Source organism: Bradyrhizobium sp. STM 3566, from assembly GCF_045571445.1.
GTDB lineage: Bacteria > Pseudomonadota > Alphaproteobacteria > Rhizobiales > Xanthobacteraceae > Bradyrhizobium > Bradyrhizobium vignae.
Genome location: NZ_CP120693.1, coordinates 46,296 through 59,096, shown reverse-complemented (window position 1 = coordinate 59,096; position 12,801 = coordinate 46,296). Strand labels below are relative to the sequence as shown.

Here is a 12,801-nt window from a genome sequence, read left to right as displayed (position 1 = left end):
ATGGATTTGCTGACGACGCCAAATATCGCTGATCCGGACGGGTTCTATCAGGAGCTCATCGACTCGCAGCGGGACATGGATGAAGAGGAGGCCGAGCTGATGAACTGCAAGCTGGTGCTCATCCTGGCAAACCATATCGGCGACAGGGGCGTACTTCGCGAGGCCATCGAGCGTGCCCGCGGTTCATCGAGCCAAACCGGCTCAAAGACAGGCGTGGATTGATGATGACAGAATCGACCAACGATCTCGATCAGACGCATGATCCCGCGCTGCGGAGCTGGGTCGACGCCGCAAACGATGAGAATGGTGACTTCCCCATTCAAAATCTCCCGATCGCAGTCTTCCGCAGGGCCGGATCTGGCGAGCAGTTTCGAGCGGGTATCGCCATAGGCGACTCGCTAGTCGATCTGTCCGCGTCCTGCCTTTCGCCTCATCTGAGTGAACCGGGACGGGCCGCGTTGAAGCTCGCCTCGTCGTCCCGCTTGAACGAGTTCATGGCGGCTGGACGTCCGGCGCAGCGAGCCTTGCGCAAAGATCTTTCTCGGATGCTGCGGCACGATTTCCCCGAGAAAAAGAGCGTTGCGGAAGCCCTGGTGGGACTTCGTGAAGTCGAATTCAAGATGCCGGCCCGAATTGGCGATTTTTCGGACTTCTACTGCTCCATTCATCACGCCACGAATGTAGGAAAGCTGTTTAGGCCCGAAAACCCGATCTTGCCGAATTATCGCTGGCTTCCTGTCGGGTATCAGGGGAGAACATCTTCGATCCTTCTATCAGAGCAATCGATCGTTCGCCCGAAGGGCCAGATTCTCCCGCCGGGTTCCGCCGAACCCGTCTACTCCGATTGCCGACGGCTCGACTACGAAGCCGAGCTCGGAGTGTTTGTCGGGGCAGGCAGCGCGCTCGGCGCGCCGATCTCGATCGACCGTATTGAAGACCATCTTTTCGGCGTTTGCTTGCTGAACGATTGGTCCGCCAGAGACATCCAGTCTTGGGAGTACCAACCGCTTGGACCATTCCTGGCGAAGAGCTTCGCGACGTCGATCTCGCCTTGGATAGTCAGCTTCGATGCCCTCGAGCCGTACCGCAGGCCTCATCGCAGGCCGGACGGAGATCCGGCTCCGCTACCGCATCTGACATCGTCCACCGACGCGAAACGGGGCGCGATCGATATCAAGGTTTCGATCGACCTTCTTAGCGCGACCATGCGCGCCCGGGGATTGTCGCCAGTTCGGCTCTCATTGTCGAACTACGCGGATGCGTACTGGACCATAGCACAGGTCGTCGCGCATCAAACCTCGAACGGCTGCAACCTGGCGCCCGGCGATCTTATTGGCACGGGAACGATATCCGGGCCGTCGCCCCAGTCGAGAGGATGCCTGTTGGAGCTCAGTGAGGGGGGCCGTTCGCCGGTGTCGCTGCCTTCCGGCGAGGCGCGGGTGTTCCTCGAGGACGGCGACACCGTGATCCTTAGGGCGTGGTGCGAGGCAAAAGGACGCGTCCGGATCGGCTTCGGAGAATGCCGAACGACTATCGGCAACGCCGTGTGATTTCATAGCGCCTCAACAGAGCACTCCTCGAAGAGAATAGGGAGTTCGGGATGAACATCGTAAGAAAGATCGGTTGGACGGGACTGATACTTATCGTCTCGACGGTCATCGCCATGGCTGCAGATCCAATCAAGGTCGGCGCCATCGTGTCCACGACGGGCGCGGCATCATTCTTGGGCGAGCCCCAACTCAAGACGTTCCGTATGGAGGTCGAGCGGCTCAACAGCGCGGGCGGGCTGCTGGGGCGTCCGCTCGAGCTGGTTGCCTACGATGACGGAAGCGAGGCTGCGAAAGCCAACACGTTTGCAAAACGGCTAATCGACGATGATAAGGTCGATGTCCTCATCGCAGGAACCACGACCGGCGCGTCCATGGCGATCATACCGTTGGTCGAGAAGGCGCAAATTCCATACATCTCGCTTGCCGGGGGAATTTCGATCGTCGAGCCCGTGAAAAAATGGGTCTTCAAGACGGCGCATACCGACAGAATGGCGGTCGCCAAAGTATTCGAGGATATCAAGAAGCGACACCTGTCCAGCGTTGCGCTGCTGTCCGATACAAGCGGCTTCGGTCAATCCGGCAGAAAGGAGGCGCTTGCTCTGGCGCCGCAATCCGGAATCGAGATCGTGACCGACGAAACATACGGACCCAAGGACACTGACGTCACGACGCAACTAACGAAGATACGAGGATCTAACGCACAGGCTTTGTTCGTATTCGGCTTTGGAGAGGGTGCCTCGATCGTCACCAAGAACGTCGCTCAGCTTGGCATCACGCTTCCTCATTACGAATCTCACGGAATCGCATCGCGGGAATACATCCAGCTCTCCGGCGCGGCCTCCGAAGGCGTGCGCTTTCCCGCTGCGGCCGTGGTCGTCGCCGACCAACTGCCCGAAAGTGATCCTCAGAAGGCGGTCGTGACGGATTACGCGGCACGGTATAAAGCGCGTTACAAAGAGGACGTCTCCACGTTCGGAGGACACGTGTACGACGCCCTCCAGATTTGGACGAAGGCGGTGGAGCGCGCGCAATCCACGGATCATGCAAAGGTCAGAGACGAAATAGAGAAAACCAAGAACTATGTCGGCACTGGTGGTGTCGTGAACATGTCCTCGAAAGATCATCTGGGGCTCGATTCGACCGCCTTTCGAATGCTCAAGGTGAGCTCGGGAACGTGGAGTCTGGCGGACTGAACAATCGTCGTTCGGAACGTCTTATCGGAATATGCGGATTGGTGCTCGATGGGAAAAGTATTCAAGAATGCACGCGACGCCGTTGAGGGGTTGATCAAGGAAGGCGCAACGCTGATGGCAGGCGGCTTCGGGCTCTGCGGGGTCCCGGGGGCACTCATCGAGGCAGTGAAGGAAACCGGAGCGAAGAACCTCACGGTCATTTCCAACAATGCTGGCGTGGACGGCGTGGGGCTCGGCATCCTGCTAGAGACAAGACAGATCAGAAAGATGATTTCCTCTTACGTGGGCGAGAACAAGCGTTTCGCCCAACAGTATCTTTCGGGTGAGCTGGAGCTCGAATTCAATCCGCAAGGGACACTTGCGGAGCGAATTCGCGCGGGAGGGGCCGGAATTCCGGCGTTCTACACCAAGACCGGAGTGGGTACTGTCATTGCCGACGGCAAGGAAGTCCGCGAGTTCGGCGGCGAGAAGTATCTGATGGAGCTGGGGCTCCGCGCCGATGTTTCGCTCATCCATGCGTGGAAGGCGGACACTGAAGGAAACCTCGTCTACCGCAAGACAGCTCGCAACTTCAATCCGATGATGGCGACGGCCGGTAGCGTGACCATCGTCCAGGTCGAGCACCTCCTTCAGCCGGGAGAACTCGATCCCGATTCAATCCACACGCCGGGAATCTATGTCGACCGCATCGTTCATATTCCGAACGTCGCTAAGCATATAGAGCAACGTACTGTGCGCAAACGGCCGAGCGCCTAGCCACCGACGGAACGGAGATCAAATGCCCTGGACTCGCGACCAGATAGCCGCCCGTGCCGCCAAGGAGCTGCACCAAGGTATGTATGTCAATCTGGGTATCGGCATTCCCACGCTCGTACCGAACTTCATCCCAGCCGGAATGAAGGTACAGTTGCAGAGCGAAAACGGCATGCTGGGAATGGGACCGTTTCCCTACGAAGGAGACGAAGACGCCGACGTGATCAATGCCGGCAAGCAAACCATCACTGAACTTACGACGACCAGCTATTTCTCGTCGGCGGAATCTTTCGCCATGATCCGCGGCGGGCACATTGACCTGTCCATCCTCGGGGCCCTTCAGGTGGCGCAGAACGGAGACCTCGCGAACTGGGCCATTCCCGGCAAGATCGTCAAGGGAATGGGAGGGGCGATGGATCTGGTGGCAGGCGTGAGGAAAGTCATCGTGGTGATGGAACACGTGAGCAAGGACGGCCCAAAGCTGCTCCGCGATTGCGGTCTACCTCTTACGGGATCGAGGGTCGTGGATATGGTCATCACCGACCTTGCTGTCTTCGAGATCGACAAGATCGGCTCGAACGGCATGGGTCTCATTGAGATCGCTGATGGAGTGAATCTCGACGAGATTAAGAGCAAGACCGAGGCGCCCTTCGACGTTCGCATCGCTGGCAACTGAACGCGGCACATCGCGAAAAGGACGTCAATGTCTCAATTCTTGCAGTTCGTATCTTCTGGACTGACAGTGGGCGCGATCTATGCACTCGCCGCGCTCGGCTTTTCGATCATCTACAACGCCTCGGGCGTGATCAATTTCGCCCAGGGCGAGTTCATGATGATGGGTGGCATCGTAGGCGCATTCTTGACGGCTGCAGGCATCCCGCTGCCGCTCGCAGCGCTCTTGAGCGTCTTGGTTATCGCACTCGTCGGCCTTCTCGTCGAAAAACTCGTCGTCGAACCTGCGAGCGGCGCGGATGTCGTCAGTCTCATCATCATAACGCTTGGAGTTGCGATGATATTGCGAGGCATCATCCAGGTGACGTTCGGCAAGGCCAATCACTCCCTGCCTGCATTCTCCGGAGACAAGCCTATCGCGGTCTTTGGAGCGACCATTCTGCCGCAGAGCATCTGGATCCTCTGCGTTTCCGCGGTTCTGGTGGTGGGACTAGGTGTCTTCTTCGGTCGTACGCGTATCGGCAAAGGCATGCTGGCCGCGGCATATAATCGGCTTGCCGCTGAGCTCGTCGGCATCGACACCCGCACCGTCTTGATGCTGAGCTTCGTTCTATCGGCGGCGATCGGCGCCATCGGCGGCATTCTTGTCGCCCCTATTGCGACGACCTCCTACGATTCGGGCGGAATGCTCGGATTGAAAGGGTTCGTCGCGGCAACGCTGGGCGGCCTTGGTAGCGGGGCGGGTGCTGTCCTGGGCGGGCTGTTGCTGGGCCTCCTCGAGGCGATGACCGCCGGCTACGCGTCGTCAGCATACAAGGATGCGGTCTCATTCGTTCTCGCGCTCTTGATCCTTGGGCTCAGGCCGCAGGGTTTGCTCGGTGCCAGACAGACGGATCGGGTATGAGTACAAGCGATTCCTTGCCGGACGTTCTCCTGCCGCGGAGCAGAGCTCCGGGGCTTCTGGCCGCGACGATCGTTCTCCTGCTTTTGCCGGCGTTCTTGCCGAACGCGTTCTATCTGGACGTCGCGATCCGGATCGCGATCAACGCGGTGCTTGCCATCACGCTGAACCTGCTGATTGGTTACACGGGCCAGATCAGTCTCGGTCATGCGGGCTTCGTAGGTATCGGGGCCTACGGGTCGGCCATTCTGACGTCCCGTTGGGACGTGCACCCCAGCCTGGCCCTCGTGGTCGCAGCGATAGCTGCGGGCCTGCTTGCCTGGGTCGTTGCTGGCCTGATCTTGCGCTTCAAGGGCCACTATCTGGCGATGGCGACGCTCGGTCTGGGCATCATCATCTCGATCGTCATCACGAACGAGACCGCCTTGACCGGCGGTCCGGACGGAATGTCGGTCGGCGACTTCGTGGTATTGGATTGGCGCCCCTTCGGCGAAGGGCAATGGTACTGGATATTTGCCGTTTTGCTCGTCGCGACGATCGCACTTGCCCAGAACCTCGTCGACTCGCCGGCAGGACGGGCCCTCCAGGCTTTGCACGGTTCGGAGGTCGCGGCGCGAGCAATGGGTATCGACACAGCCAGTTTTAAGACGCGCGTCTTCGTTCTGTCGACGTCGTACGCCGCCGTCATCGGAAGTCTCTTGGCGCACTACTTGGGCTTCATCACGCCCGGGCTAGCCGCCTTCCCGCATTCGGTCGAGCTCGTCACAATGGTTGTGGTCGGAGGCATGGCATCGGTCTGGGGAGCCGTGTTCGGGGCCGTGCTGCTGAGCCTTCTCCCCCAGCTTCTCGCAAGCTTCGAAGGATGGGAGACCATTACGTTCGGCGTCATCCTCGTCGCGACGATGATCTTTCTGCCGCGCGGGATCGTACCGAGCCTTGCGGACCTGTTCGGGCGCCGGAGAGCCTGAATGCTCAAGGTATCGCATCTATCGAAAAGCTTCGGCGGCGTCCATGCGATCGAGGACGTCTCCTTCGAGATTCCGCAGGGGGGCGTCTACGCCGTCATCGGACCGAACGGCGCAGGCAAGACGACGTTGTTCAATCTGATCACCGGCCTTTACGTTCCGTCGGCTGGATCGATCGCTCTCGCGGGCAAGGAGATTTCGGGCGTTTCGCCGAATATCCTCGCGAGCCGTGGCATGAGCCGCACGTTCCAGAATCTTCAGGTCTGCATGAATCTGAGCGCGATCGAGAATGTCATGGTGGGCGCCCATCTCAATCTCAACTCGAGCCTGCTTGCCGGCATGATCAGGTCGCCGGGGTTGCGGAGAGCCGATCGGTCCTGCCGGATGAAGGCGGCCGAGTTGCTCGCCTTCGTCGGCTGCGAGAAATTCGTCGCGGCTGATGCCAACGCGATGCCGTACGGGGCTCTGAAACGTCTCGAAATTGCCCGTGCGTTGGCGATGGAGCCGAAGATTCTGCTGCTCGACGAGCCTGCGGCCGGACTGAACCATACGGAAACGCACGAGATCGAGGAGCTTATTGTCAAGCTCGCAAAGTCCGGCATCACGGTCGTTCTCGTCGAACATGATATGAGACTCGTCATGAGCATCGCTGAATGCATACTGGTGCTCGACCACGGGAAGCGCCTCGCAGAGGGCACTCCCGACGAAATTCGTGTCAACCGTGATGTCATCGCGGCCTACCTCGGCAGCGAAGTGGGCGAGAGCTGAGATGCGGTCGCTTGACATCAGCCGGAGCGAGCATCGCACGATGTGGCAGCTTGCCACGGCGCTTTCGATGCTCGGCACGCGCCTCAGCGAGAACTGGGACACGCATGATCTGCATACGGTCGAGCTCATCCTCGACTATTTCGAGCAGTTTACCGAGCGTTTTCATCACCCCAAGGAAGACGACCATCTCTTTGCGCGGCTACGTCAGCGATCGAACGAGGCCGACGGCGTTCGTACGAAGCTCCATGACGAGCATGAGACAAGTCCCGAGCAGCTCGCTCGAATTCGCGCTCTGGTAAAGGCAGAGCCGGGGCCCCGGCGCGGGCAAGCTCTCGCGGAGTCGATCGAGAGTTTCCGCGCCCATCTCGACGCCCACATGAAGCTAGAGGAGGAGGGCACGTTCGCACTCGCGCGCAAGGTCCTCACGCCTGCCGACTGGGCTGAGATAGATGCGGCTTTCGAGTCCCATGCCGACCCGTTGACCCAGGCCGATGCTGCCGGCGAGATGGCTTTGCTGCGCCAACGCATCATCCAGCTCCTGCCCGCGCCCGAGGGGCTCGGCGGCGACGAGGACCCCGGGCCTGCCCACGCGAGTTTGACGGCTCCCCGTGCTGGCCGCGATCTTCTTCAAATACGGGACCTTCGCACCCGCTACGGCCGCATCCAGGTGCTTCATGGCATCTCCATCAGAGTAGGCGAGGGTGAACTCGTCGCCTTGGTGGGGGCCAACGGCGCCGGCAAGACGACGCTCTTGCGCTGCATTTCGGGTGTTCAGCCCACGAGCGCTGGTACGATCCTGTTCGGGAAAGAAGCGATCACTTCGACGAGGTCCGCCGCGCGAGTCCGGTCGGGGATCTGTCATTCGCCGGAAGGGCGACAAGTGTTCGGACCGATGTCGATCGAGGACAATCTGATCATGGGCGCCTACACGCGCCCATCTAAGGACATCGCCGCAGGACTGAGTGAGGTCTACGATCTCTTTCCGATTCTGCGCGAAAAGCGGGCTTTACCGGCGGGCACGCTGTCGGGCGGTCAGCAGCAGATGCTGGCGCTCGGCCGCGCCCTTATGGGTAGACCGAAATTGCTCTTGCTGGACGAACCGTCCATGGGATTGGCCCCGCTCATCGTAGAAGAAATCTTCCGGATCATCCGGACCTTGAAGCAGAGTGGCATGACCATCCTTCTGGTCGAGCAGAATGCACGCGCGGCGCTTTCCATCGCTGACTACGCCTATGTGTTGGAAACCGGCAAAGTGACGCTGGAGGGACTCGGCCATGAGCTACTCGCGAACGACGATGTTCGTCGCGCTTACCTAGGCATGTGAGTTCTCCCCGCGGCCGGCAAGCGCTCGCGTGATGATTGGCGTGGGAAGGCAATGGAAGCGAGTACATCGGGCGGATAGCGAGGGCCGGCCTCTGTAGAACTCGCTTCTGAGGCGTGTAGGAGAAGGGCATATGAGCAGCGAACAGGCATTGGCTGATTTCGTCTTGAAGGCGAGCTTCGAGGAATTTTCGGACAGCGCTCGTACGATCGTGAAGCAGATCGTGCTTGCCGTGATCGGCACGGGAATGGCCGGCGCTTCCGAGCAGGGTTGCCGCGAAGTCCAAAAGTATGTTCTAGAGGCGGGTGGCAAGAGCGAAGCCACGGTCTTTTTCACAGGCGCCAAAGTCCCGGCGCGTGCGGCCGCGTTCGCCAACGGAGTCATCTGTCGCGCACTCGACTATTGCGACGCAATGGCGCCGGGTCTGCACATGGGCTCTTCGATCGTGCCCGTAGCGTTCGCCATGGCCGAAAGCATCGGTGGTTGCAGCGGACGCGATCTGCTCGCAGCGATCGCGGTGGGCGCCGAGATCGGATCGCGCTTCAATCTGTCGGAAGCGGAGTACCATGGTTTCGATCCCACCGGCGTTGCCGGTGTGTTTGCAGCAACGGCGACCGCATGTCGAATAAGGCGGCTCCCGCCTCACGAGACGCTTCATGCACTCGCGTTGGCGTTCAATCGCGCGGGCGGCAGCTTCCAGAGCAATGTCGACGGTTCGCTCGCCGTGCGGGTCATCCAAGGATGGGTGGCCGAGTCCGGAGTGCTTTGTGCCGACTTGGCTGCCGTCGGCATCACCGGCCCGAAGAACTTCCTGAATGGCGTCTATGGCTATCGCCGGCTTTTCGCCGGCGACGCAACAGACGACCGTTTTACACACGCGCTAGGCGAGGAGTTCCGCCTCGAGCGGACCGTCTTCAAGCAGTTTCCGAGCTGCGGTCTGACGCAAGGCATCACGCAACTGACTCTCGAGGCCGTTCAGAGGCACGGCGTCCGTGCAGATCACGTGAGATCGATCTCGGTCCGGGTGCCGCCCTATGCCCATAAGCTGGTCGGCCATCAGTTCGTCGTGGGCGAGAACCCGCGCGTCAACGCGCAGTTCAGCATACAGTTCTGCGTGGCGAACGCTTTGCTTCACGGCTCGTCGGAGCTCAGTCATTTCACGCCCGAGTCGGTTGGCCGGGATGAGATCGTAAAGCTCGCACGGAATGTGGAGGTGCGAGTGGACCCGACGCTGGATGCCCGAGGACATACCGCAGTGGATCTCGACGTTACGACCGCGTCCGGCGAGTCCGTCAGCTTGAAACTGGATCACCCGGACGGATTTCCGGACAGTCCATTGAGCGCGGCGGCACACCAGCGCCGGTTCGAAGACTGCGTACGTTATTCTCCGGTCAAGAACGCGGAGGCGAGGGGCCAGGCGATCGCCCGAATGATCGAGAATCTTGAAGAGCTCGGCGATGTCCGGCACCTCGTCGGCCTGCTCGCCGCCAACTGATCGCGAGTTCAATCGAAAGGACGCATACATGGACGCTTATCTTATCGGATGGTCGCACACCGCATTCGGCAAGCTCACGGAAGATACGCTTGAGTCCCTTTTGGTCCGGGCCGTCAAGGAAGCTGTCGCCTCCGCGAAAGTGGATTTTGGCGCCATCGACGAGATCTTCGTGGGAAACTTCGGCGCCGGGTTCGTTCCCCAGGGATTCCCTGCGTCGCTGGCGCTGCAGGCTGATCCGGCTTTGCAGTTCAAGCCGGCGACGAGGGTCGAAAACGCATGCGCCACAGGATCCGCAGCTATCCTGCAAGGCATCCGCGCAATCGAGTCCGGAGCCGCACGCCTCGTCCTCGTCGTAGGAGCCGAAAAGATGACGTCGGCTTCCGCTGAAGAAGTCAACCGCGGCCTGATCAGCGCGAGCTACGTGGCCGCGGAAGCAGGAGCCGGGTCGTTCGCGGGGCTCTTCGGCCAGATCGCAAACAACTATTTCCAGAGGTTCGGTGATCAGTCGGACGCGCTCGCGCGCATCGCTGCCAAGAACCATCGCAACGGCGCAGCCAATCCGCTCGCCCACATGCAGAAGGATCTCGGCTACGAATTCTGCAGGACGGTGAGCGACAAGAATCCGCTGGTCGCCGGTCCCTTGCGCAGGACGGATTGCTCGATGGTATCCGACGGCGCGGCGGCCCTGCTGATCGCCTGTCCCGATATTGCGCGCCAGGCCGAGAAATCGGTTCGGATCCGATCGCTGGTTCAAGTGAACGACTTCCTCCCGATGAACCGGCGCGACATGACGCGTCTGGAGGGATGTTCGAAGGCTTGGCGAATGGCCCTGGATAGAGCCGGGCTACAGCTCATGGATCTCTCGTTCGTGGAGACTCACGACTGCTTCACGATTGCGGAGCTAATGGAGTACGAAGCCATGGGCTTGGCGAACCCGGGGGAGGGAGCGCGCGTCGTGTTGGATGGTGTGACGGAGCCCGGAGGCAGGTTGCCGGTCAACCTGTCCGGAGGCCTGAAGGCCAAGGGACACCCGATCGGAGCTACCGGAGTTTCCATGCACGTCATGGCCGCGATGCAGCTCGCCGGCGAATATCCCGGTGTCAAAGCGCGAGATCCCCGGATCGGCGGCGTATTCAACATGGGAGGCAGCGGCGTCGCGAACTACGTTTCGATCCTCGAAAGAGAGAGCTGAAATCGGTAGGGCGCCCTCAACTGGCCGCGGCGGTCAGCCGCAGGGCCGCCTTCAGGTCGAAGGTTATGTCTCCTGCTTCTTCAGGGGTGATCGCGCAGCCGGACTCCAAGAGCCTTCTGGCGGCGATGTGGTCGCCAGGCCGGTTCACCGATTCATCGCATCGCAGCGTTCCATCGGCGAAGCCGAATACCGAAAAAGCCGATGTTTTGGGATCGTCGCGTGAGACACACGTATCGCAGCCTCGCACGAGCCCGGCGATCTGAAGCTTGAGGCTGCCCTGGTTGCTCCAGAACCACGGCAAGCTATGGAAGGGCGCCGGCTTCCCGACCAGCCTGCGCGCTACGCATTTGACTTGGTCAGTGGCGTTCTGAACCGATCCCAGCCGGATCGTCGCGCGTGCGAAAGATTAGGGCGCGGGGCGCAATCGAGTGTGAGGTGACTCACATGTTTGCCGACGAAACACACGTCACCGTGCCGTGCACTTCAACCGCACGTTGGCGCAATGGCTCCATAGCTGATTACCGCGTGTTTATCGATCTTGAACCGGTGCGAGCGATCGAATCGAGCCTCTCCACACAGCGATAGCCACATCCAATAGGCTTACTGCAGCGAGAAGGCTGCCTCTGCTATAAGAAAAGAGCGCGCTGCCGAGCCAAGCGCCACTGGAGCGCCGTCCGCGCGACAAGCGGGCCAAACTTTTCAACTGGCAGAATCTCGTTCGACGGCATAAAACTCCCCAGGATATCAATAAGTTGGGGCGCTGGCGAATGAGTAGCAAGAAACGTCAAACCGGTGGTCGGCATCATGAGCCTTTGGGCGTCAATTCAATCGAAACCGGAATGCTCCTGTTGGAGGCGCTTGCTGCATCTTCTCGCCCACAGAATCTGAAGGCATTGTCTGCGTCCACTCGCATGCCGGCCCCTAAGGCGCATCGCTATCTCGTAAGCTTCATGCGGACCAAATTCGTCGAGCGCGAACCGAACGGAGCATACCGTTTGGGGCCGGCGGCATTGCGGGTTGGCATGTCCGCGCTTGGAAGCCTTAATATCGTGCGGCTGGCGGGGCAGGAATTGTCCAGCCTTCGTGACGAACTTGGCGTCACGGTGGGCCTAGCAGTCTGGGGTACGCATGGCCCATCGTACGTTTTAGTCGAGGAGGGAAGCAAGGCTGTTACTGTGAATGCCAAACCGGGAAGTGTTTTGCCGATTTTCGAATCAGCGACAGGTCGAGTCTTTGCAACCTTCTCAAGTGATAAGAACGTGCTTCAATTTGTTGATTGGCAGTTGAAAAGCCTTCCCCACTCCGCTCGGAAGCAATTCGAATCGATAAAGAAAGAGACCAGGGCCAACGGCGTTGCCCGCTCATTAAGCGAGTACGCGCAAGGAATCGACGGCATCAGCGCGCCTGTTTTTGACCATCAGCAACAACTCGTCGCTGCCATTACGGTCATCGGCGCACGAGGGGAGTACGACACTGCTATTAACGGACTTCCGGTGACGTCACTCTTACATACAACTCGGCGTCTGTCAGCGAACCTTGGCTATGTGAGACCAGATTCGGCTGATTGACCAACAGTCGGACAGCCCGGCTACATATTAGCGATTTGGCGAGCGCCCCATTCGTACGAATGCACCGGTTGTGAGCGCCTTCTGAACAATTCACCGCCCGGATCTGAATACATGGGGAACAGGCTGAGGCATGGCGGCGCCCAGACTTCAAGTGTTCACTATTGCGGACTATGCGGCGGGTGTACGTGCCTTTGGCTTCTGGGGTTGAGCAGGTTGAAAATCCCCTTGGCGTCCTTCCGGCATTGCGGCCTGTGCGCGAGGCCGGGAGGCCTTCCTTGGCTAGGGGATCCTATCGCGAAAGATCGCCGCGCCCCTGGCGCTTCGAAGAGCTTCCCGGCATCCGCCTAAGGGAGTTTGCGAGCAAAGCGATCTTTATGAGGTGGCAAGTATGAAATTCCGTACTTTGTATCCCACGACGCAACT

The 12,801-nt window shown here is 59.9% G+C and carries 14 protein-coding genes; 13 read left to right on the top strand and 1 reads right to left on the bottom strand.

From position 1 onward, the window contains the following. The 11 genes from P6U27_RS37495 to P6U27_RS37445 all read left to right on the top strand — a co-directional run bounded on the left by P6U27_RS37495 (nt 1) and on the right by P6U27_RS37445 (nt 10,810). Nucleotides 1-222 (top strand): DUF2783 domain-containing protein, encoded by a 222-nt coding sequence (locus P6U27_RS37495; protein WP_407123287.1) that lies wholly within the window; start codon nt 1-3, stop codon nt 220-222. Beyond that, nucleotides 222-1,550 carry a fumarylacetoacetase gene (gene fahA, locus P6U27_RS37490; protein ID WP_407194662.1) on the top strand — a complete coding sequence of 443 codons (1,329 nt, stop codon included), beginning with the start codon at nt 222-224 and terminating at the stop codon, nt 1,548-1,550. The genes P6U27_RS37495 and fahA overlap by 1 nt, the downstream gene beginning before the upstream one ends. 50 nt (nt 1,551-1,600) lie before the next feature. Further along, complete coding sequence (locus P6U27_RS37485) at nt 1,601-2,743, top strand: ABC transporter substrate-binding protein (RefSeq protein WP_407194661.1); 1,143 nt, start codon at nt 1,601-1,603, stop codon at nt 2,741-2,743. Between the two features lie 48 nt (nt 2,744-2,791). Beyond that, nucleotides 2,792-3,499, top strand: coding sequence for a CoA transferase subunit A (locus P6U27_RS37480; RefSeq protein WP_407123290.1), 708 nt, complete (start codon nt 2,792-2,794; stop codon nt 3,497-3,499). 22 nt (nt 3,500-3,521) lie between these two features. Further along, the gene (locus P6U27_RS37475) at nt 3,522-4,172 is read left to right on the top strand and encodes a 3-oxoacid CoA-transferase subunit B (RefSeq protein WP_407123291.1); all 651 of its coding nucleotides are present in this window, start codon (nt 3,522-3,524) and stop codon (nt 4,170-4,172) included. 27 nt (nt 4,173-4,199) lie between these two features. Continuing rightward, a complete protein-coding gene (locus tag P6U27_RS37470) occupies nt 4,200-5,072 on the top strand; it encodes a branched-chain amino acid ABC transporter permease (protein WP_407123292.1) in 873 nt (290 codons plus the stop codon). Next, nucleotides 5,069-6,037 carry a branched-chain amino acid ABC transporter permease gene (locus P6U27_RS37465; protein ID WP_407123293.1) on the top strand — a complete coding sequence of 323 codons (969 nt, stop codon included), beginning with the start codon at nt 5,069-5,071 and terminating at the stop codon, nt 6,035-6,037. The genes P6U27_RS37470 and P6U27_RS37465 overlap by 4 nt, the downstream gene beginning before the upstream one ends. Further along, on the top strand, nt 6,038-6,802 hold the full coding sequence (locus P6U27_RS37460; RefSeq protein ID WP_407123294.1) for an ABC transporter ATP-binding protein: 765 nt from the start codon (nt 6,038-6,040) through the stop codon (nt 6,800-6,802). Between the two features lies 1 nt (nt 6,803). Further along, a complete protein-coding gene (locus tag P6U27_RS37455) occupies nt 6,804-8,126 on the top strand; it encodes an ATP-binding cassette domain-containing protein (RefSeq protein ID WP_407194660.1) in 1,323 nt (440 codons plus the stop codon). A gap of 130 nt (nt 8,127-8,256) precedes the next feature. Then, nucleotides 8,257-9,618 (top strand): MmgE/PrpD family protein, encoded by a 1,362-nt coding sequence (locus P6U27_RS37450; RefSeq protein ID WP_407123296.1) that lies wholly within the window; start codon nt 8,257-8,259, stop codon nt 9,616-9,618. A gap of 28 nt (nt 9,619-9,646) precedes the next feature. Beyond that, nucleotides 9,647-10,810, top strand: a complete 1,164-nt coding sequence (locus P6U27_RS37445) for an acetyl-CoA acetyltransferase (protein WP_407194697.1) — start codon at nt 9,647-9,649, stop codon at nt 10,808-10,810. A 16-nt stretch (nt 10,811-10,826) separates the two neighbouring features. Here P6U27_RS37445 and P6U27_RS37440 read toward each other — a convergent pair whose 3' ends face one another. Continuing rightward, nucleotides 10,827-11,111 (bottom strand): oxidoreductase C-terminal domain-containing protein, encoded by a 285-nt coding sequence (locus tag P6U27_RS37440; RefSeq protein WP_407123297.1) that lies wholly within the window; start codon nt 11,109-11,111, stop codon nt 10,827-10,829. A 143-nt stretch (nt 11,112-11,254) separates the two neighbouring features. Here P6U27_RS37440 and P6U27_RS37435 point away from each other — a divergent pair, with 143 nt between their 5' ends. Both P6U27_RS37435 and P6U27_RS37430 read left to right on the top strand, forming a co-directional pair. Beyond that, nucleotides 11,255-11,395, top strand: a complete 141-nt coding sequence (locus tag P6U27_RS37435) for a hypothetical protein (RefSeq protein ID WP_407194659.1) — start codon at nt 11,255-11,257, stop codon at nt 11,393-11,395. 182 nt (nt 11,396-11,577) lie between these two features. Then, nucleotides 11,578-12,378 (top strand): IclR family transcriptional regulator, encoded by an 801-nt coding sequence (locus P6U27_RS37430; RefSeq protein ID WP_407194658.1) that lies wholly within the window; start codon nt 11,578-11,580, stop codon nt 12,376-12,378. Nucleotides 12,379-12,801: the final 423 nt, after the last annotated feature.